Origin of the sequence: Alcaligenes sp. Lyrl_28, from assembly GCF_051948705.1 — a bacterium.
GTDB classification, from domain to species: Bacteria; Pseudomonadota; Gammaproteobacteria; order Burkholderiales; family Burkholderiaceae_B; genus Alcaligenes; species Alcaligenes ammonioxydans.
Genome location: NZ_JAYJLG010000001.1, coordinates 501,625 through 520,504 on the forward strand (window position 1 = coordinate 501,625; position 18,880 = coordinate 520,504).

20 protein-coding genes are annotated in these 18,880 nt (G+C 56.3%); 2 read left to right on the forward strand and 18 right to left on the reverse strand.

Annotated features, from left to right (window positions below; translation table 11 throughout):
- Window positions 1-225: 225 nt before the first annotated feature.
- Window positions 226-954, forward strand: a complete 729-nt coding sequence (locus VF694_RS02225; protein ID WP_003799238.1) for a helix-turn-helix domain-containing protein — start codon at window positions 226-228, stop codon at window positions 952-954.
- Window positions 955-1,093: 139 nt separating this feature from the next.
- Here the strand turns inward: VF694_RS02225 and VF694_RS02230 are convergent, their stop codons facing one another.
- The 10 genes from VF694_RS02230 to aceA all read right to left on the reverse strand — a co-directional run bounded on the left by VF694_RS02230 (window position 1,094) and on the right by aceA (window position 9,629).
- Complete coding sequence (locus VF694_RS02230) at window positions 1,094-1,348, reverse strand: hypothetical protein (protein WP_003799236.1); 255 nt, start codon at window positions 1,346-1,348, stop codon at window positions 1,094-1,096.
- Window positions 1,349-1,414: 66 nt separating this feature from the next.
- Complete coding sequence (locus VF694_RS02235; RefSeq protein ID WP_003799234.1) at window positions 1,415-1,618, reverse strand: FixH family protein; 204 nt, start codon at window positions 1,616-1,618, stop codon at window positions 1,415-1,417.
- 18 nt (window positions 1,619-1,636) lie between these two features.
- Window positions 1,637-3,136: a cytochrome c oxidase accessory protein CcoG gene (ccoG, locus tag VF694_RS02240; protein ID WP_003799232.1), complete on the reverse strand. Its 1,500-nt coding sequence runs from the start codon at window positions 3,134-3,136 to the stop codon at window positions 1,637-1,639.
- Window positions 3,137-3,173: 37 nt separating this feature from the next.
- The gene (gene ccoP, locus VF694_RS02245; RefSeq protein ID WP_059318834.1) at window positions 3,174-4,091 is read right to left on the reverse strand and encodes a cytochrome-c oxidase, cbb3-type subunit III; all 918 of its coding nucleotides are present in this window, start codon (window positions 4,089-4,091) and stop codon (window positions 3,174-3,176) included.
- Window positions 4,088-4,261: a CcoQ/FixQ family Cbb3-type cytochrome c oxidase assembly chaperone gene (locus VF694_RS02250; RefSeq protein ID WP_003799228.1), complete on the reverse strand. Its 174-nt coding sequence runs from the start codon at window positions 4,259-4,261 to the stop codon at window positions 4,088-4,090. Before VF694_RS02250 ends, ccoP begins: the two co-directional genes overlap by 4 nt.
- A complete protein-coding gene (gene ccoO / locus VF694_RS02255) occupies window positions 4,262-4,921 on the reverse strand; it encodes a cytochrome-c oxidase, cbb3-type subunit II (RefSeq protein ID WP_003799225.1) in 660 nt (219 codons plus the stop codon).
- 10 nt (window positions 4,922-4,931) lie between these two features.
- A complete protein-coding gene (ccoN, locus tag VF694_RS02260) occupies window positions 4,932-6,419 on the reverse strand; it encodes a cytochrome-c oxidase, cbb3-type subunit I (RefSeq protein WP_003799224.1) in 1,488 nt (495 codons plus the stop codon).
- Window positions 6,420-6,593: 174 nt separating this feature from the next.
- On the reverse strand, window positions 6,594-6,779 hold the full coding sequence (gene ccoS, locus VF694_RS02265; RefSeq protein ID WP_003799221.1) for a cbb3-type cytochrome oxidase assembly protein CcoS: 186 nt from the start codon (window positions 6,777-6,779) through the stop codon (window positions 6,594-6,596).
- A 1-nt stretch (window position 6,780) separates the two neighbouring features.
- Window positions 6,781-7,749, reverse strand: a complete 969-nt coding sequence (locus tag VF694_RS02270) for a hypothetical protein (protein WP_051010383.1) — start codon at window positions 7,747-7,749, stop codon at window positions 6,781-6,783.
- A 572-nt stretch (window positions 7,750-8,321) separates the two neighbouring features.
- Entirely contained in the window at window positions 8,322-9,629 is a 1,308-nt protein-coding gene (aceA, locus tag VF694_RS02275) for an isocitrate lyase (RefSeq protein WP_003799217.1), read from the reverse strand.
- 318 nt (window positions 9,630-9,947) lie between these two features.
- Between aceA and queF the strand changes: the two genes are divergently transcribed.
- Window positions 9,948-10,775, forward strand: a complete 828-nt coding sequence (gene queF, locus VF694_RS02280; protein WP_003799215.1) for an NADPH-dependent 7-cyano-7-deazaguanine reductase QueF — start codon at window positions 9,948-9,950, stop codon at window positions 10,773-10,775.
- Between the two features lie 147 nt (window positions 10,776-10,922).
- Here the strand turns inward: queF and VF694_RS02285 are convergent, their stop codons facing one another.
- The 8 genes from VF694_RS02285 to paaG all read right to left on the reverse strand — a co-directional run bounded on the left by VF694_RS02285 (window position 10,923) and on the right by paaG (window position 18,866).
- On the reverse strand, window positions 10,923-12,179 hold the full coding sequence (locus VF694_RS02285) for an MFS transporter (RefSeq protein ID WP_131070680.1): 1,257 nt from the start codon (window positions 12,177-12,179) through the stop codon (window positions 10,923-10,925).
- Between the two features lie 5 nt (window positions 12,180-12,184).
- Window positions 12,185-12,757: a CDP-diacylglycerol--glycerol-3-phosphate 3-phosphatidyltransferase gene (gene pgsA, locus VF694_RS02290; protein WP_003799212.1), complete on the reverse strand. Its 573-nt coding sequence runs from the start codon at window positions 12,755-12,757 to the stop codon at window positions 12,185-12,187.
- Between the two features lie 42 nt (window positions 12,758-12,799).
- Window positions 12,800-14,623: an excinuclease ABC subunit UvrC gene (uvrC, locus tag VF694_RS02295; RefSeq protein WP_440163816.1), complete on the reverse strand. Its 1,824-nt coding sequence runs from the start codon at window positions 14,621-14,623 to the stop codon at window positions 12,800-12,802.
- Complete coding sequence (gene nagZ, locus VF694_RS02300; RefSeq protein WP_440163637.1) at window positions 14,586-15,641, reverse strand: beta-N-acetylhexosaminidase; 1,056 nt, start codon at window positions 15,639-15,641, stop codon at window positions 14,586-14,588. The genes uvrC and nagZ overlap by 38 nt, the downstream gene beginning before the upstream one ends.
- Window positions 15,638-16,096 carry a holo-ACP synthase gene (gene acpS / locus VF694_RS02305; RefSeq protein WP_240208571.1) on the reverse strand — a complete coding sequence of 153 codons (459 nt, stop codon included), beginning with the start codon at window positions 16,094-16,096 and terminating at the stop codon, window positions 15,638-15,640. Before acpS ends, nagZ begins: the two co-directional genes overlap by 4 nt.
- A 130-nt stretch (window positions 16,097-16,226) precedes the next feature.
- Window positions 16,227-17,540 (reverse strand): phenylacetate--CoA ligase PaaK, encoded by a 1,314-nt coding sequence (gene paaK / locus VF694_RS02310; protein ID WP_003799203.1) that lies wholly within the window; start codon window positions 17,538-17,540, stop codon window positions 16,227-16,229.
- Between the two features lie 73 nt (window positions 17,541-17,613).
- The gene (paaI, locus tag VF694_RS02315; protein ID WP_003799201.1) at window positions 17,614-18,075 is read right to left on the reverse strand and encodes a hydroxyphenylacetyl-CoA thioesterase PaaI; all 462 of its coding nucleotides are present in this window, start codon (window positions 18,073-18,075) and stop codon (window positions 17,614-17,616) included.
- On the reverse strand, window positions 18,075-18,866 hold the full coding sequence (gene paaG / locus VF694_RS02320) for a 2-(1,2-epoxy-1,2-dihydrophenyl)acetyl-CoA isomerase PaaG (RefSeq protein ID WP_003799200.1): 792 nt from the start codon (window positions 18,864-18,866) through the stop codon (window positions 18,075-18,077). Before paaG ends, paaI begins: the two co-directional genes overlap by 1 nt.
- Between the last annotated feature and the right edge of the window lie 14 nt (window positions 18,867-18,880).

Consider the following 18,880-nt stretch of genomic DNA (forward strand, 5'->3'; position numbering starts at 1 on the left):
AAGGACAAAAACCAAGTATTCAAGTGTTTGGATCGCTTTTAAACAACAACCCGGCAAAGGCAGACTGAGTGCGCCATACACGGCGTCCCTAGCGGCTTACTGCGCACCGCGAGCCTTAAGAACTAAACATATTAAGGATTAACGGGAATAACAACCAATAAAAAGCTACAATTACACTTGATTTGACTCAAAGATTTAGCGTTTCGCCATCTGACATTATTCCTTATGCAAAAACGTATCTCGGTTACTGCTGACTCCATACGCTGCTCCAGCTGTATGCTCAATGAGGTATGTCTGCCTCTTGGGATGCCTAAGCACGAAATGGAGCGGCTGGACGAACTGGTCAAGGAGCGCATCCGCATCCCGAAAGGCGGCGTGCTGTTCCGGCTGGCCGACTCGGTCGAAGGAATCTATGGGTTGCGCTCTGGCTCAATCAAGATGCAATTGGAAGATTCCACCGGCCACATCCAGATTACGGGCTTTTTGTTACCAGGGGAAATCCTGGGCATGGACAGCCTGGTTGAAAATCGCCATGTGTCCCATGCCATCGCTTTGGAAGACAGCGAAGTCTGCGTCATTCGTCTGGATGATCTGGACCGCCTCTCTGCCCAGTTGCCCATCTTGCAGCAACAATTCCGTCGCCTGATGAGCAAGGAAATCAACCGCGCCCATCAGTTGATGTTGACGCTCGCCGGACTGCGTTCCGAGCAGCGTCTGGCTGCTTTCTTGCTGAACCTGTCCCAGCGCTTGTCGCTGCTTGGCTACTCCCCCTACGAATTCATTTTGCGCATGAGCCGCGAAGAAATTGGCAATTTCCTGGGCTTGACACTGGAAACGGTCAGCCGCCTGTTCTCACGCTTTGCGCGTGAAGGCCTGCTGAAAATTTCCCAACGTGAAGTTCACCTGCTCGATCTGGCTGCCCTGCGCACGCTGGCCGGCACCGAATGCGATTAAGCCGGACGGCTCCACTGCAAAGCAGGTAAGCCGCCCCTGACAGGCTTGCGCGACCTGCACGCGTTCCCAGACAACAAGCCCAAAAAAAAGCACATGCTGTTTAGCATGTGCTTTTTTTATGGCCAGACCAGAGCTTGGGTCAGTCCAGACTATCTGCCGGTTCAGCCAATGCCGCAGGCGAACCGGAGGACATGTACAAACTAAGCGCACAGGCCACTGCGGCAGCCAGCCAGAACAGGAAAAACGCCACCGTATAAAAGGCCAGTCGATCTACTTGCATATGTCCAAGCACAACGATGTCCAACGGGTCCACCAAAGCAAACACGATTGCACTGAGCACCCCGGCAACCAGGAATGAAGGCCACAGTATCCACATCAACGATCGGATGGTCATTCGTACCCCCTTCTTGAACGGAAACATACTTCTCTCAACCCTAGCGTAACGGTGAAACGACTACATTTAGTGCTGCTCGGGGGCAGACTCTACCTTGCTGACAACCAGACCCTGCTTGACCCCGCCATCGGTAATGCCTTGATTACTGAAATTCTGGAAGGCCAGCACAATCGTAATGACGCAGCCCACGATAGCCAGAGCCGGCCCCGCCATCAACAACCAGGGCCACGGCTCACGCCACCAGGGTCCACTGTCCTTTGATTCGTCCATGTTTTGCTCTTTATAAAATTACTGAGGAATGTAAAAACTACTGCGTTCGGTCACGTACGTCTTGCGGCCATCCTCGTGCTCGCCCACCGCCTGAATGGAAATATCATACAGGCCCGGCTTGGCACTACTAATTGGGACTTGCACCACGACAGGCAGCAGTCTATTGCCAGCAGGTGCCACCCGGATATGATCCTGGCCATTCTCGGTCAAGTGAATGCGCGCCCCTTCCAGCCCGGTAACGGATAACTGCAGCTCCATAGCCTCTTCCGAGGTATTGATCACCTGCAGACGGAACACGTTCTCAATCATGCCCCCCGGCACTTCACGGCCCAGGGCACCGCGATCACGAATGACGTCAACCCGCATCGGCGTGCGCGTGGCCAGGGTATAGACAAAGGCGCCACAGATTACGGCCAGAATCAGAATGTACGACACCACACGCGGGCGCAGCATCCGACGGCGTACCTGAGACTGGGTCATGCGCTCTTTGATGGCCCGCTCGGAGGTATAGCGGATCAGGCCCTTCTCATACCCCATCTTGTCCATCACCTGATCACAGACGTCCACACAGGCACCACAGCCAATGCACATGTACTGCAGCCCGTCCCGGATATCAATGCCGGTCGGACAGACCTGGACACAAAGGCTGCAGTCCACACAGTCGCCCATGCCGGCTTCTTTGTGGTCAATCTTGCGAGATCGTCCGCCGCGGGTTTCACCCCGCACGAAGTCGTAGGTCACCACAAAGGTATCGCTGTCCACCATGGCGCTTTGAAAGCGTGCATAGGGGCACATGTACTTGCAGACCGCCTCACGCATGAAACCCGCGTTACCCCAGGTGGCAAAGGCGTAGAACAACAGCCAGAACCACTGCCAGGGCCCCAGAGACAGATTGATCAGCTCGCCACCGAGCTCGCGGATAGGCGCAAAATAGCCGATGAAGGTAAAGCCGGTCCACAAAGCAATCACAATCCACAAAAAGTGCTTGGTTGCTTTGAGACGTAATTTTCTGGCATTCCAGGCTTGCTCATCCAAGCGGATACGTGCCAGGCGATCCCCTTCCACCTTGCGCTCGACCCACATGAAAATTTCAGTGTAGACCGTTTGCGGACAGGCGTAGCCACAGAACAGGCGGCCTGCCATGGCGGTGAAAAGAAACAGGGAAAAGGCCGATATCAGGAGCAGCACCGTCAGGTAGATCACGTCCTGAGGCCACAGAATCATGCCAAAAATGTAGAACTTGCGCTCCAGCAGGTCAAACAGCACAGCCTGACGCCCATGCCATTCCAACCAGGGCAGACCATAGAAAATGATCTGCGTGAAATACACCATCCAGATCCGCCAGCGGGCGAAAACGCCCTTGACGGATCGTGGATAGATTTTACTGCGTACATCGACCAGCGCCTTCTCGACTTGCGGAGAGGTTCCACCCGCTCCCTTGGTGTTACGTGGAGGTTGCCACTTGGGCACATTTCCCTGCGCGTTATCAGCGCCGGGTTGGGAAGAATCGCTACTCATTGCAAGTCCTGAAGGCGTCAGATCAATTTAAAACACATTAGTTGGCCTGGGCAGGCTCGGCATTATTGGACAAACCCCAGACCCAACCGGCCAACAAACGAATCTGCTCGGGAGTCAGTGTGCCCTTTTGTGCCGGCATCTGGTTGGTGCGGCCCTGCAAGACTGTCTGCACAATCGTGGCTTCGGAACTGCCATACAGCCAGTAGTCATCAGTCAGGTCAGGGGCGCCCAACAAGGTGTTGCCCTTGCCATCAGCGCCGTGACAGGCAAAACATGCACTGTCATACACGCGTTTGCCAGCGACCAGCCGCAAAGGATCTGCTGCCAGGCCAGACAAGGAGCGCACGTACTGGGCCACATCCGAGGCTTCAGCAGGAGTGAACTGGGCTTGTGGCGGCATCATGCCGGTACGGCCTTCCGTAATGGTGTGCAGAATCTGCTCGGGTTCACCGCCCCACAACCAGGCTTTGTTGGCCAGGTTGGGAAAGCTGGGGGAACCTTGGGCATCCGATCCGTGGCATTGAGCACAGTTGTTCAGAAACAGGCGCTGGCCGATTTCCCGGGCTTCCTGATCGCGAGCGATCTCTTCGATGGGCATGTCACGGTAACGGGCATAAACCGGCTCCAGGCGAGCATTGATCTCGGCCTGTTGCTGTTTGACCTGCTGACCCGCGGTAAAGCCCAGCGTGCCCTTGAAACTGCCCAGGCCGGGATACAGCACCAGATAACCCAGAGCAAACACACACAGACCGATGTACATCACGGTCCACCAGCGAGGCACCGGTGTATTGAGCTCTGTCAGATCACCGTCCCAGACGTGACCGGTCTCTTCTACATCGACTGTTTTGCCCAGAAATGCACGCTGGGTAAACAGCAACCACAAACAAAATATGATGCCAAGCAAGGCAATGCCGGAAATCCAGAGGCTCCAGCCATTATTAAAAAAGTCACTCATTCGGAACCCCCAGGGTTTTTATCGTTGCTTCCCTCGTCGGGCAAGGCGAAAGGCAGAAGCGCGGCTTCTTCGTTGGCCTGGCGGCGTCCCCGAGAGAACGCCCACCAGCAAATTCCAAGGAAGGTCGCCATCGCCAAAACAGTCATGACACCGTTGATGATGGCTACCATTTAGAAGCTCCCCTGCTCCACAGCCTTGGCAGCTGCGTCGCGACTGGCCACGCCCAGGCCCTGCAGATAGGCGACAACCGCGTCTTCTTCGGTCTTGCCTACCAGCTGCTCGGGAGCGGCATCAATTTGTTCTTGCGTGTAGGGCACGCCCAAGGTGCGCAGCACCTTCATGCGGTCCTGGATATTTGCACCTTCCACCGAGTTTTTCTGCAGCCATGGGTAGGCAGGCATATTGGACTCTTTAACTACATTGCGTGGATTGCGCAGGTGGATGCGGTGCCACTCATCGCTGTAGCGCTGACCGACGCGAGCCAGATCAGGACCGGTACGTTTGGAACCCCACAGGAAGGGGTGGTCGTAGACGGACTCCCCTGCCAGCGAATAGGGGCCGTAACGCTGCACTTCGGATTGCAGCATGCGGATTTGCTGCGAGTGACAGCCCACACACCCTTCACGGATGTAGATGTCACGCCCCATCAGTCGCAAAGGCTCGTAGGGCTCAATCCCTTCAGTGGGCTGCGTCGTCGAGTGTTGAAAGAACAAAGGAACGATCTGCACCAGACCCGCGAAGGAAATCACCAAAATACTCAGGATGATCAGCAGCCCGGTATTTCTCTCGATCGTGGCGTGCGAAAAGCGCTTATTAGTGTCATTAGCCATGATTTACTCCTTAGGCCAGCAAGGTGGTTGGGCCCACCAGCGCTGGGTCACGGGCATCCGGATTTTTCAGAGGCACAACGGGATTGATATTTTTCTGACCTGCACGAACGGTCAGGAACACGTTCCAGGACATCAGCAAGATACCAGCCACAAAGAAGGCGCCGCCCAAGGCCCGGATCGCGTAGAAGGGGTAGGTTGCCTTCACCACTTCCACAAAGCTGTAGGTCAAGGTGCCGTCCACACCGGTTGCACGCCACATCAGGCCCTGCATCACGCCAGCAATCCACATGGCGGCGATATACAGCACCACGCCCAGAGTCGCCAGCCAGAAGTGCAGGTCGATCAAACGAGGACGAGCCATTTCAGTGCGACCGTACAGGCGCGGAATCAGGTAGTACAGGGAGCCGAAGGTAATCATGGCTACCCAGCCCAGCGCGCCGGAGTGCACGTGGCCCACGGTCCAGTCGGTGTAATGCGACAGCGCGTTCACCGTACGGATTGCCATCATGGAACCTTCAAACGTGGACATGCCGTAGAAGGACAAAGCCACCACCATGAATTTCAGAATCGCGTCGGTACGCAGCTTGTGCCAGGCGCCCGACAAGGTCATGATGCCGTTGATCATGCCGCCCCAGGAGGGAGCCAGCAAAATCAGGGAAAACGCCATGCCCAGGGACTGTGTCCAATCTGGCAGGGAGGTATACAGCAGGTGGTGAGGACCGGCCCACATGTAGGTAAAGCCCAGCGCCCAGAAGTGAACGATAGACAGACGGTAAGAATAAATGGGACGGTTAGCCTGTTTGGGGATGAAGTAGTACATCATGCCCAGAAAGGACGTGGTCAGGAAAAAGCCCACGGCATTATGGCCGTACCACCACTGAACCATGGCATCCTGCACACCGGCGTAAGCCGAGTAGGACTTCATGAAGCTGACGGGCAACTCCAGGTTGTTGAAAATGTGCAGAACAGCGATCGTGACGATGTAAGAACCGAAAAACCAGTTGGCCACATAAATGTGACGCACCCGGCGCTTGACGATCGTGCCAAAGAACACAATGGCATACGCCACCCAGACCAGCGTGATCAGGATGTCGATGGGCCACTCCAGTTCGGCGTACTCTTTGGAGCTGGTGTACCCCATAGGCAGGGTGATGACCGCTGCCACCAGCACGGCTTGCCAACCCCAGAAGGTAAAGGCAGCCAGCTTGTCGCAAAACAAACGGGCCTGACAGGTACGCTGTACCACATAGTAGGAAGTGGCAAACAAGCCCGTCCCACCAAAGGCGAAAATCACAGCGTTCGTATGCAATGGGCGCAGACGCCCAAAACTAAGCCACGGTGTGTCGAAATTGAGTTCTGGCCAAATCAACTGCAAGGCAATAAAAAGACCTATTGCCATGCCGATGACGCCCCAAAATACGGTCATGATGGCGAATTGCCTGACAATCCCGTAATTGAAGACTTCGGCGTTATTTCCGACTGCATCGGAAGTGCCCATTTGCTTCCCCTAAACAAACATTGTTAATACAAGCGACAACAAGATACATGATCCAGCAAGTCGGTAATCCGCTACTTGATGCTTATCAAAAAACTTCGGAAAGCACGCACTCACACGTGTTTCCGCCCCGCAGACTGTGTGTCGCCGACCATTTGCAGGACTAAAAACGGGAGGTCAGGTATCTGGTGGGCGCTCTGTCCCTGCAGGACTCGCTGTGGAGTCATCATCGAGCAAGATGGAGTCCGCCGCATTGCCGGTATCCTCAAACTGACCGGCAAAAATAGCCCACCAGAATGAAATACCAATGACAACGACCAGAAAGATGGAGATGGGGATCAGGACCAGCAAAGAGCCAAACATATCAGCCCTGCCTTGCCGCCGGGCCTGTCCACTGGGCAGGCACCATGCGGGTGCGGCTGCGGTAGATACGCCAGGAGTTGGCCGCTACGGCCAACGACGATACCAGCATGCTGACAGCCGCCAGCCAGGGAGCCACAATGCCCATGGCAGCCAGCGGTGTCATCAGTAAATGCCAGGCAATGGAACCATAGAGATTTTGACGGGCGATGCGACCGGTTTGCTGGGTCAACTGCACAACTTCAAATTCATTCTGAGCGGGTCGGGCCAGCAAACTGGCATGTGCCGAGGCGACGGCCGACGGCACGGACATGGACATGGCACAGGGACAGCTCATGACCAACATGGCGACCACCACAGGCACAACGTGCGAGGGGTCTATCCAGTACCAGACCAGACCGAATGCAGCAGCCAACACCAGTTGAATACTGACAAACCAGAATGCCAAGGTATTCGCATGCCCTGTCACTGTCTGGCGAAAACGTTCTATCAGATCGTGGGACGCGGACTGGGTCACCGACTGGCGTGCGCAAAGCTCCAGATAGCGGGCCGTCAACAAAAAGGCCACGAACATCGTGACCGAGTCGTAATACACCTCGCCTTGCTGCATCCAGGTGTTGTACACACTGGGCAGGAACGCGCCCACAATCCCCAGCGCCACGGGCACATCCATACCGACGCGACCCTCAGACAGGCTTTTGAACGCGCCTTTTAGAATCGGCCAGGAACAGTACAGCACCACCGGCATGGTCAGACACAGCCCGGCCCAGTTCATGAGCACAATGACCTGCGACAGGGATTCAATATCCTCAGCTCGGGTGCTGAAGGAACGCATGTAGCCCGGAAACGCAAACATCATCACCTGCATGGCTGCCAGCCACGACAGGCCTAGACGGGCCAATGTATGACGCCGATGTGATCGCTGCTCGTCAGTGAGCGGCTTGGGGAGAGAAAAAATCGAATATGCGCGCATGGATGGACTATAAGCCACTGATATTTCTTCATTCTTGATTTAAATCAATACGACTTTGCTTCGATCCTTTATCGTTGTCCCTATGCATCTTGTTCAGGCCGTTACCCCCCCAACGCGGCGCTAACTGTTCAATGCTTTCAAGGCTGCTCATTGGCAGCCTTTTTTTTATGCGCGCCTGGACGCAAAGCTCACTTTCCAGGTCCCTTCATAAATCGCTTGCGCGGCCAAAGTCTACCATGTCTTGCACTAGGAAAACGCCTTGATTATCAAGACTTTCATGACAAAAGTAGCGTACCTTGAGAATACCAATCAATTCACTGACTATTGAGTCTTCAATCTTAAACGGCCAATCGCTCTGCAAGCCTTTTCAGACCGGCTTCCCCGCACAGTCCCTGACAGACAATGAGCCATCCAATCCTCCACTTTCTTAAGCGCACCGCCCACAAATTTTATATTTGAAATATGTAGCTTTTAAGCAAAATGACATGGGCAAAAAAAGCAGCCCACCGACTGGAGCGTGCGGTGGGCTGCCTGCTATCGGAAAAGGGGCTATCTACCCTTTCCCGTCCTGCTTATGCCTCGGAAGCGGCAAACTGTTCGGCTTCGGTAGAGCCGGCCAGAGCCGTAGTCGAGGACTTACCGGCTTCCACTGTCTGAGTGACAGCATCAAAGTAACCCGTCCCCACTTCACGCTGGTGCTTCACAGCGGTAAAGCCCAATGGTGCAGCCGCGAACTCTTTTTCCTGCAGTTGAACGAAAGCGCTCATCTGGTTGCGGGCGTAGCCGTGGGCCAGTTCGAACATGCCGTAGTTCAGTGCGTGGAAACCAGCCAGCGTAATGAACTGGAACTTGTAACCCATGGCACCCAGCTCGCGCTGGAATTTGGCGATCGTGGCATCGTCCAGGTTCTTTTTCCAGTTGAACGATGGCGAGCAGTTGTAGGACAGCAGCTTGCCAGGGAACTGACGGTGGATAGCTTCCGCAAAGCGACGAGCGTATTCCAGATCCGGCGTAGAAGTTTCGCACCAGACCAGGTCTGCGTAAGGAGCGTAAGCCAGACCACGGGCAATAGCTTGATCCAGACCGGCACGAGTACGGTAGAAGCCTTCCACTGTGCGTTCTTCCAGAATGAAGGGGCGATCGTATTCATCCACATCGCTGGTGATCAGGTCTGCTGCGTCCGCATCGGTACGAGCAACCAGAATGGTGGGAACGTCCAGGACGTCTGCCGCCAGACGGGCCGCGACCAGCTTGGACACCGCTTCACGCGTAGGCACCAATACCTTGCCACCCAAGTGGCCGCATTTCTTGGCTGATGCCAGTTGGTCCTCAAAGTGAACACCTGCCGCACCCGCCACAATCATGGCCTTCATCAGCTCAAAGGCATTGAGCACGCCGCCAAAACCCGCTTCAGCGTCGGCCACAATAGGAGCGAAGTAATCGATGTAACCCTCATCGCCCGGGTTCACACCCTCCATCCACTGAATCTGATCGCAACGGGCCAGAGAGTTATTGATGCGACGCACCACCGAGGGCACCGAATTCACGGGGTACAGCGATTGGTCGGGGTACATTTCACCAGCGCTGTTGGCGTCGCCCGCCACCTGCCAGCCCGACAAGTAAATCGCTTTCAAGCCGGCCTTGACCTGTTGCATGGCCTGGTTACCCGTCAGTGCACCCAATGCGTTCACAAAGGGTTCCTGATTAATGGACTGCCACAGACGCTCTGCGCCACGCCGTGCCAAAGTGTGCTCCTCAACCAGAGAGCCACGCAAACGAATCACTTCCTCAGCGGTGTAACCACGCTTGATACCTTGCCAGCGCGGGTCTTCAGCCCAGCGTTTTTGCAAATTACGGATCTCAGTTTCTCGTGCATTCATGGTGAACTCCTAAGATGGATTTAACAGTGAACTAGATTGAACAGGATGACTACAGTCTACCCAAATGTTGCACCGCAACCATGTTTTCTGTCTTATATAAGAGTAATTATTTTTTTGTTTTAAATCATATGCATAAATAATTAATTTCGAGATATGAAATGCATTATCTGCTTATGAAATAAAAAACTGTGCACCGCGACAGTCGTTTTTTGCATACTGAGACAAGGATTTCACAATGTGGGATAATCGCCTGTATGCCTTCCGGTGAATGCGTGTTCGCTGCACCGGTTTCCTGTTTTATTTCTGCAGCACCTGCCCATGAGCAACACCTCCCCACTTAAAGATTCGCCGCTCGGACACGATGTGGTTTATCCCACACGTTACGATCCCAACGTCCTGTTTGGTATCGAGCGCTCGCTTAATCGTCAGGCCCTTGAGCTACCTGAACAATGGTATGGCGCTGATATCTGGAACGGTTACGAGGTCTCCTGGCTCAACCCCAAGGGCAAACCCGTGGTCGCCCTGGCCCGCTTTGTCATCCCCTGGAACAGCCCGCGCATTATCGAGTCCAAATCCTTCAAGCTCTATCTGAACTCATTTAATGATGAAGTCGTGCAGGACAGCGACAGTCTCGCTGGACGCATGGAGCAGGATCTGAGCGCCATAGCCGGCGCCCCTGTCCAGGTGACACTATGGCCCTTGAGCGCTCTGAGCGGTCAGACCATCGCCCAACTGGAAGGTCGGAGCATTGATGAGCTCGATATCAGCATCCAGGACTACACGCCACAAAGCGGTTTATTGGCCTGCTTGCCTGACGCCCCGCTCGTGACCGAGTCGCTGGTTTCGGATTTACTCAAATCCAACTGTCCCGTTACGGGCCAGCCGGACTGGGGCAGCGTCCAAGTGCGTTATACGGGCCCTCAAATCGACCCCGCCTCTCTTTTACGCTATATCGTTTCGCTACGCCGCCACACGGAATTTCATGAGCATTGTGTGGAGCGTCTTTACAGCGATATCTGGCAAAGCTGCCAACCCGAACGTTTGCTGGTGTATGCCCGTTACACGCGGCGTGGGGGGCTCGACATCAATCCCTGGCGCAGCAGCCATGCAGATAGCGTGCAAGAGCCACGGCTGGCACGTCAGTAAGGTTGCAACTGGCAGGCGCACCTCCCGCTGACCTGTGCACCTTCCAGGGGGCGCCCCCTGCTTTCTGACAAAAAAGAAACCCCAAAATGCGATACGCTTTTGGGGTTTGTTATCAAGCGGTCTCGAGCCAAGCGGCAAAGGATACCGTCAGGCTTTCGCTTTAGTCGATCGGGTGACGGTGGACGCCACATAGACGGCCAGGCCCGCCGCAGTCCAGTATCCGATGGCCGCCCCATACCAAGGGGCCTGCGTCAGACCCACATCCAGCATCAATCCAAAACCCACCGGCGCCAAGGACGAGCCCACGTCCATGCCCGAATACACCAGGCCGTATACAGCCCCAGTCGCCCCCTTGGGCGTAACGCGCCGTATCAGCATATCGCGCGAAGGCGAAGCAATACCCGAGCAAAACCCGGCTGCCCCCACAAAAAACAGAGCCATCGATGGCATCACCCAGCCTGCGCCCAGCACCAAAAGCAGCCCACCCGACACGCACAGGGACACAAATACAATCAGCTCAGAGCGTGGCGTGGTAGAAGCAATAAAACCGCCCACAAACATGCCTGCGGCAGACGCCAGCATAAAACCGGACAAGGCCGTACCCGCCACGACCTTATCGATACCGTAGGTGGTGTGCAGCATGGGGATGGTGTAATTCTGCACGACTGCCATGGCCGCCGTGGCAAAGGCAAAGAACAGGAACGCGCCCCATAAAGAGGAACGGGACAACAACGTAGACAGCGTGGTCCAGACCGACTCCTTGCTTGGTGGACGCGCCGGCATCGACCCGGAGGCGGTGCGTCCAGCCAGTGCATCCCGGTTTACCAGAACAAGCACCAAAACAGCCGCGATCAGAGCGGCCGCCGACAGCACGGCAACACGCCAGTTGAAGTAAATGGTCAGCGTGGTGATAAAGACCGGCGTCAAGGCCCAGCCCAGGTTACCTGTCAAACCGTGAGCACTGAAGGCATGGCCCAAACGCGCCGGGCTGACACGGTGATTGAGAATGGAGTAATCCACCGGGTGAAAGACCGCATTGCCCACCCCGCCAATCAGGGCAGCCGCCAACAGCATGCCATAGCCATTGGCCGTTCCGATCAACAAGGCGGCCGCTACAAAGCAGGACAGGCCTACTTTCAGCACCGGCAAGGCCCCGATCCGGTCAACCAGAAAACCCGAAGAGGCCTGCCCAAAGCAGGACACCAGATAAAAAGCGGTGACCAAACCTCCCAACTTCAGAAAGTCATAACCGAACTCTTGCCCCAGGGAAATGTACAGCGTGGGCAAGATAAGTTGAAAAAAGTGCGAACTGGCGTGCGCGATACCGATCACGCCAATGACCTGCCAGTCCTGCGACCCGTCCGGTCCCGCCCCGGCCAGCGTCCTTGTCGATGAGTTAGTCATTTGTCTCACAGCTGCTTTTTCTTGATCTCAGGCCAGGCTTTTTGCAGGTAGTAGCACATGGACCAGACCGTCAGGACCGCTGCAACGATAATAAGAGCTTGCCCGATGATCCGTGTAGGCAGCCCCATAACAGGCGACCAGTACAACAGGCAGGGAATGGCAACCATTTGCGCGGCGGTTTTGAATTTACCCAAGCGATGAACCGCTACACTGCCGCTGGCGCCAATCTTGGCCATCCACTCCCGCAAGGCAGAAATGGTAATTTCACGACCGATAATAATCAGCGCGATAAAGGCGTCCACTCGCCCCAGATCCAGTAACACCAGCAAGGCGGCGCTGACCATCAGTTTGTCGGCAACCGGGTCCAGAAAGGCGCCAAACGAGGACGTCTGGTTCCAGCGTCGCGCCAGCCAGCCGTCGAACCAGTCGGTCGCAGCGGCAACGACAAAGACAGCCGCTGCCCACAGATCGCGCGTTTCGATGCTCAGCCAGTGTTCCGGCAAATAAAACAGGGCAACGATCAGGGGAATCAGGACGATACGAAGCCACGTCAGGGCAATGGGCAGATTTAAAGGCATAGCTTGGGTACCAACCTAATTTAAAACAACAAAGGCTCTCGCCTATCGTAAAGCATGATAAATACGTTCGGCCAGCTCCGTGGATATTCCATCAACCGCACTAAGCTCATCGATACTGGCATCGGCAACGCCACTAAAGCCCCCAAAGCGAGCCAGCAGACGCTGGCGACGCTTGGCGCCAATCCCATCAATATCCTCCAGACGCGACACGTTGCGCATTTTGGCACGCTGAGCGCGCATGCCCGTAATCGCAAAGCGGTGGGCCTCGTCACGCACCTGGGCAACCAGCATCAAGGCAGCTGACTCCACGCCTAGGGCCACAGGCGGTCGATCATCGGCAAACACCAGGGTCTCCAGACCTACTTTACGCTTTTCTCCCTTGGCCACACCAACCAGAACATGAATATCCAGGCCCAATTCGACAAAGACCTGCCGAGCGATTTCTACCTGCCCTTTGCCACCGTCGATCAGGACAATGTCGGGCAAAGGCGCCAGACCTTCGGCAACCCGCGAGAACCGTCGGTTCAGTACTTGGCGCATGGCTGCGTAATCATCACCGGGGGTGATGCCGGCAATGTTGTAGCGACGATAAAGGGAGTTCTGCATTTCGTGGTGCTTATAAACCACACACGAGGCCTGCGTGGCCTCCCCAGCCGTATGGCTGATGTCAAAGCATTCGATGTGCAACGCATCGAGCTGGGCCTCATCCAGGTCCAGTTGCAATACTTCAGCCAGAGCCCGGGTACGATCCGCACGGGCCGTCGATTCGCTCAAGACCCGGGCAAGCGCCAGGCCGGCATTCTTCGTTGCCTGTTCCAGCCAGATCTTGCGCACGCCTTGAGGGCGCACCACAATGCGCGCCTTCACACCGGTTTGCTCCGCCAGCAAAGGCATCAGATCAGGATCAGGCAGGGCGTGCGAGCAAACCAGCACGGGTGGCATGCGACGTTCCAGGTAGTGCTGGGCGATAAAGGCCGCAAGCACCTCGCTTGAGGTGTCATCGTTGATCTGGGTAGGGAAAAAGGCACGATCTCCCAGATGACGGCCCCCGCGCACCATGGCCAGGTTCACACAGAACTTGCCCCCGGCATTGAGGACCACAATAACGTCGACATCTTCCTTGCCCACCTGCTCCATGCTTTGCTGCTGCAACACGGCTGACAAGGCTTTCATCTGGTCGCGCAAAATCGCGGCCTGCTCAAAATCCAGCGAGTCCGAGGCCTGCATCATGCGCTCTTGCAACTCACTCAGGATTTGCGTGGTGTGACCATCCAGAAAGCTGATGGCGCGCTGCACATCCCGCTGATACTGCTCAGGCGAGATCAGATTGACGCACGGCGCCGAACAGCGCCCGATCTGATGCAGCAGACAGGGGCGACTGCGATTGGCGTAGACGCTGTCCTCACAGGTGCGCAACCGAAACACCTTTTGCAGGATCTGAATGGTTTCACGCACCGCCCAGGAGTTGGGATAAGGGCCAAAGAAATGGCCCTTCCCGCTGGTACTGCCCCGGTAATAGGCAATACGAGGCGCCTGGTGCGCGCTGATCATCAGGTAGGGGTAGGACTTGTCATCCCGGAAAAGAATGTTGTAGCGTGGCCGCAGACGCTTGATGAGGTTGTTTTCCAGCAGCAAGGCCTCGGCCTCGCTGCGGGTAACAGTCACCTCGATGCGCGCGACACGCGCCACCATATGGGCAATGCGGGGACTGCTCAGCGTTTTTTGAAAGTACGAGCTGACACGACGCTTGAGATCCCGCGCCTTGCCCACATACAGTACCTCGCCCTGTTCATCGAGATGCCGGTATACGCCCGGCAAATTCGGTAAATCAGACAGATAGGATTTTAGATTGAAGTCCGCGGGCATATTGATAGTGTTCATCCGCTTGCAAGGCGTCCCAATCCAAAGCGGGCGTGCTAGGCATGAGACGACGAATGCGGTTTTGCGATTCCTCGGAAATCGTGAAATCCAGGCGCGAGAGCAAGTCGTCGGCCAGATCAGGACGATTGCAGACCAGCACCATGTCGCAGCCCGCCCCCAAGGCCGCTTGAGCGCGTGCCAGGATGTCGCCCACAACGGTGGCGCCTTCCATGGTCAGGTCGTCGGAAAAAATGACGCCGTCATAGGCCAGGGCCTTGCGCAGCACACGCTGAATCCAGTATGGCGAGAAGCCGGCTGGCAGCGGGTCTACTTTGGAATAGATCACGTGTGCAGGCATTACGGAGGGCAACTGCAAGGTGCCAAGCCAACCGTAAGGGGCAGCATCCTCGTCCAGAATCTCTTCCAGTGTACGGTCGTCCACGGGAATCTCGTGGTGCGAATCCGCCTCTACGCCGCCATGACCGGGAAAGTGCTTGCCGCAGGCAGCCATACCGGCCTTGTTCAAACCACGGATCAAGCCAGCGGCCAACATGGACACTGCCCGCGGATTGCGATGAAAAGACCGATCGCCAATAACCTTGCTGACTCCCCAGTCCAGATCCAGCACCGGCGTAAAGCTCATATCCACACCACAGGCGCGCAGCTCGGCAGCCAGCACATAGCCCGTATCGGCAGCAACTGCCGCCGCCTTGACGACATCACGCGTCCAGAGCTGGCCCAACTGGCTCATGGCGGGCAGCGTGGTAAAGCCATCCTCGCGGAAACGCTGCACCCGCCCCCCCTCGTGATCCACCGCAATCAGCAAGGGCTCGTTACGCGCCTCGTGAATCGACTGGCACAGGGCGGTCAGTTGCGCACGGTTTTCAAAGTTGCGGCTAAACAGAATCACGCCACCGACCAGCGGATGGCGCAGGCGCTCGCGCTCGTGGTCCGTCAGAACCGTGCCCTGCACATCGACCATGACCGGGCCCGGTGGCAGTACTGCTTGTGGGGAAGAACTCATTTAGTATCAGACTCAGCTAAGGATAAGGAAGAAATGGCCGGCGCTTTGACTTCCAGCACCACAAAGGCCATGGCCATATCGGATTCATCAGTCAGGGAAATATGAACCGCCCCGAAACGGGCGTCAAACCAGCTTTGCAGGTCCGCAGACAAGCGCACCATCGGACGCCCACCGGGCGCATTCAGGGTTTGCATGCGCGACCACGCCATGGGCATGCGCATGCCCAACCCGACCGCTTTGGAAAAAGCTTCTTTAGCCGCAAAGCGGGTTGCCAGATAGCGCAGTCCCCTTACCGGGTCGCGCGCCTGACGGCGGGCATAGACCTGCTGCTCCTGCTCGCCCAGGATGCGTTTTACAAAACGATCGCCGTGACGAGCCAGGGCGCGCTCGATCCGTTCCACACGAATCAGGTCGGTGCCAATGCCGGCAATCAAACCTGGCTGTATTGGGGGCATGATGTGATCAGAAAAAAAATACGAAAACGGCGTGAGCCGCCTACTAGCTTGCAATGATACCGTGAGAGCGCCGAATACAAAAACGGCCCTGCCAGAGCAGAGCCGTTGTGGAGTCCGGACGCAATCGTGCCTAAAACGCGCGCTTGTCGATCACGCGCTTGGCTTTACCCGTTACCGTACGCTCGACCATACCCGAGGACTGCACGCGAATACGTGCACTCACACCAATAAAGGTCTTGATGGAGTGGCTCAGGCGGCGGGCCATTTGCTCACGCTCGGCATCATTTAAGTGATTGAACTCCGGGCGAACCTCCACCAGAATTTCCAGCTCGTCCATATTGCCATTACGACTCAAGACCAGTTGGTACTGGGCAGCCAGCTCGGGCATCTTCAGAACCAGCTCCTCGACCTGCGTCGGGAACAGGTTCACACCACGCACAATCACCATATCGTCGCTGCGGCCCGTGATCTTGCCGATCCGGCGCATGCTGCGCGAGGTAGGTGGCAGCAACTGGGTCAGGTCACGAGTACGGTAGCGAATGACCGGCATGGCTTCCTTGCTCAGCGAGGTAAAGACCAGTTCTCCGCTCTCACCCTCGGCCACGGGCTCGCCGGTTTCAGGGTTGATGATTTCCGGGTAGAAATGGTCTTCCCAGACCACTGGACCGTCCTTGCTTTCCACACATTCCATGGCCACGCCAGGCCCCATTACCTCGGACAGACCATAAATATCCACAGCATCGATACCGGCACGCTGCTCAATATCCAGACGCATCTGCCCTGTCCAGGGTTCAGCGCCAAAAATACCGATGCGCAAGGAAGTATCGCGTGGGTCCATGCCCTGACGCTCGATCTCTTCCACGATATTGCAGAAGTAGGAAGGCGTGACCAGAATCACGTCGGGACGGAAGTCCTGAATCAGTTGAACCTGCTTTTCAGTCTGACCACCGGACATGGGAACCACCGTGCATCCCAGACGCTCAGCACCGTAGTGGGCACCCAGGCCGCCTGTGAACAGACCATAGCCGTAGGCCACATGGGCAATGTCGCCAGGACGGGCGCCAGCTGCCCACATGGAACGGGCAAACAGGTCTGCCCAGGTGGAGATGTCCTTGGCCGTGTAGCCAACCACGGTGGGCTTGCCCGTTGTGCCACTGGACGCGTGCACGCGTGCTACCTGTTCGCGAGGAACCGCAAACATTTTGAAGGGGTAGTTGTCACGCAGATCCTGCTTGGTCGTGAAGGGAAACTTGGAAATATCCGACAACTGCTTCAAATCGTCGGGGTGCACGCCCGCTTCATCAAATTTCTGCCGATAGTGCGGCACATTCTCGTAAGCATGCCGCAACGTCCACTTCAGACGTTCCAGCTGCAAGTTGCGGATCTCGTCAACACTTGCATGCTCGATGGCATCGCGGCCAACCTGTTCTTTAATTGCTGTCATGGTGTACTCCTGCCCTGCCGCTGGTGTGGTACTTCCGACCCCCCCGGGTCCACAGGGTATGTATCGTCAAAGATTATTTTTTTTCAATTCCGCCCAATACCGTGCCATTGAGCCGGTACGAGCGTCCACGGAACAAGGCAATGCGCTTGTTGTTCTGGTTGACCACCTCGATGTCATACACACCGGTGCGGCCTGCCAGGGAAGCCTCAACCGCACGAGCAGTCAGGACATCCCCTTCAAAGGCAGGCGCCAGGTAATCGATGGTGCAACCCGACGCAACGGTCGGTGCATTGCGGGAATTGCAGGCAAACGCAAAGGTGCTGTCGGCCAACGCAAAAATGAAACCACCGTGACAGGTCTTGTGGCCGTTGAGCATGTCGGCACGTACCGTCATGCTCATGTCCGCCCTGCCCGGTGCGACGCTATCCAGGCTCAGGCCCAAAGCCTGAGATGCCTGGTCATTGCCAAACATATGGTCACTGACCTGCTGAGCCAGTGCCTGGGGGTCTTCAACAGCCATTGCGTTGCTTTGCATTACTTTCCTTTAAATTGGGGGGCACGTTTGCCCAGGAATGCATTAACACCCTCACGATAATCTTCGGAAGCACCCAGTTCACGCATCAAGTCGCGTTCCAGATCCAACTGTTGATCAAGCGAATGGGCATCACTGGCATAAATCGCTTTCTTGGCGTAAGCCAGACCTTTGGTCGGCGCCTGGGCAAAATGAGCGGCCAGCTCGTTCAGACGAGCCTGGAAAGCCTCATCGTCCACGCATTCCCAGATCAGCCCCCACTGCGCAGCCTGTTCGGCCGAGAGCTTGTCGCCCAGCAAAGACAGACCCATGGCGCGGGCGGTGCCCACCAGACGCGGCAAGAAGAATGTACCGCCGGTGTCCGGCAACAAGCCAAGACGGCAAAAAGGCTGGATGAAGCTGGCCGAACGGGCGGCAATCACAATATCGCCCGCCAGAGCCAGGTTCGCTCCAGCACCCGCAGCCACGCCGTTGACCCCCACTACCACCGGCGCAGCCAATGCGCGCAGACGACGCACCAGCGGTGCGTAGAATTTCTCAATGGTTGCACCCAGATCGACGGGGGCATCGCCAGCACTCATCTGACGCTCGGACAGGTCCTGGCCGGCGCAAAAGCCGCGTCCATTACCGGTCAGAATCAGCACACGCAAATCGGCGCACTGTTCCACCTTGTCCAGAGCCTGAGCCAGCTCACCGTGCATGTCGGCCGTGAAGCTGTTGAGCTTGTCGGGACGATTCAAGGTAATGCGTGCTACGCCGTTTTCCAGTTGAAATTGAATACTTTGGTCAGTCACCTGGCCATCCTCCT

Excerpts from the sequence above, each read along its gene's own strand:
- VF694_RS02225 (WP_003799238.1), top strand. The coding sequence starts at position 226 with ATGCAAAAACGTATCTCGGTTACTGCTGACTCCATACGCTGCTCCAGC.
- VF694_RS02230 (WP_003799236.1), bottom strand. The coding sequence starts at position 1,348 with ATGACCATCCGATCGTTGATGTGGATACTGTGGCCTTCATTCCTGGTT.
- VF694_RS02235 (WP_003799234.1), bottom strand. The coding sequence starts at position 1,618 with ATGGACGAATCAAAGGACAGTGGACCCTGGTGGCGTGAGCCGTGGCCC.
- ccoG (WP_003799232.1), bottom strand. The coding sequence starts at position 3,136 with ATGAGTAGCGATTCTTCCCAACCCGGCGCTGATAACGCGCAGGGAAAT.
- ccoP (WP_059318834.1), bottom strand. The coding sequence starts at position 4,091 with ATGAGTGACTTTTTTAATAATGGCTGGAGCCTCTGGATTTCCGGCATT.
- VF694_RS02250 (WP_003799228.1), bottom strand. The coding sequence starts at position 4,261 with ATGGTAGCCATCATCAACGGTGTCATGACTGTTTTGGCGATGGCGACC.
- ccoO (WP_003799225.1), bottom strand. The coding sequence starts at position 4,921 with ATGGCTAATGACACTAATAAGCGCTTTTCGCACGCCACGATCGAGAGA.
- ccoN (WP_003799224.1), bottom strand. The coding sequence starts at position 6,419 with ATGGGCACTTCCGATGCAGTCGGAAATAACGCCGAAGTCTTCAATTAC.
- ccoS (WP_003799221.1), bottom strand. The coding sequence starts at position 6,779 with ATGTTTGGCTCTTTGCTGGTCCTGATCCCCATCTCCATCTTTCTGGTC.
- VF694_RS02270 (WP_051010383.1), bottom strand. The coding sequence starts at position 7,749 with ATGCGCGCATATTCGATTTTTTCTCTCCCCAAGCCGCTCACTGACGAG.
- aceA (WP_003799217.1), bottom strand. The coding sequence starts at position 9,629 with ATGAATGCACGAGAAACTGAGATCCGTAATTTGCAAAAACGCTGGGCT.
- queF (WP_003799215.1), top strand. The coding sequence starts at position 9,948 with ATGAGCAACACCTCCCCACTTAAAGATTCGCCGCTCGGACACGATGTG.
- VF694_RS02285 (WP_131070680.1), bottom strand. The coding sequence starts at position 12,179 with ATGACTAACTCATCGACAAGGACGCTGGCCGGGGCGGGACCGGACGGG.
- pgsA (WP_003799212.1), bottom strand. The coding sequence starts at position 12,757 with ATGCCTTTAAATCTGCCCATTGCCCTGACGTGGCTTCGTATCGTCCTG.
- uvrC (WP_440163816.1), bottom strand. The coding sequence starts at position 14,623 with ATGCCCGCGGACTTCAATCTAAAATCCTATCTGTCTGATTTACCGAAT.
- nagZ (WP_440163637.1), bottom strand. The coding sequence starts at position 15,641 with ATGAGTTCTTCCCCACAAGCAGTACTGCCACCGGGCCCGGTCATGGTC.
- acpS (WP_240208571.1), bottom strand. The coding sequence starts at position 16,096 with ATGCCCCCAATACAGCCAGGTTTGATTGCCGGCATTGGCACCGACCTG.
- paaK (WP_003799203.1), bottom strand. The coding sequence starts at position 17,540 with ATGACAGCAATTAAAGAACAGGTTGGCCGCGATGCCATCGAGCATGCA.
- paaI (WP_003799201.1), bottom strand. The coding sequence starts at position 18,075 with ATGCAAAGCAACGCAATGGCTGTTGAAGACCCCCAGGCACTGGCTCAG.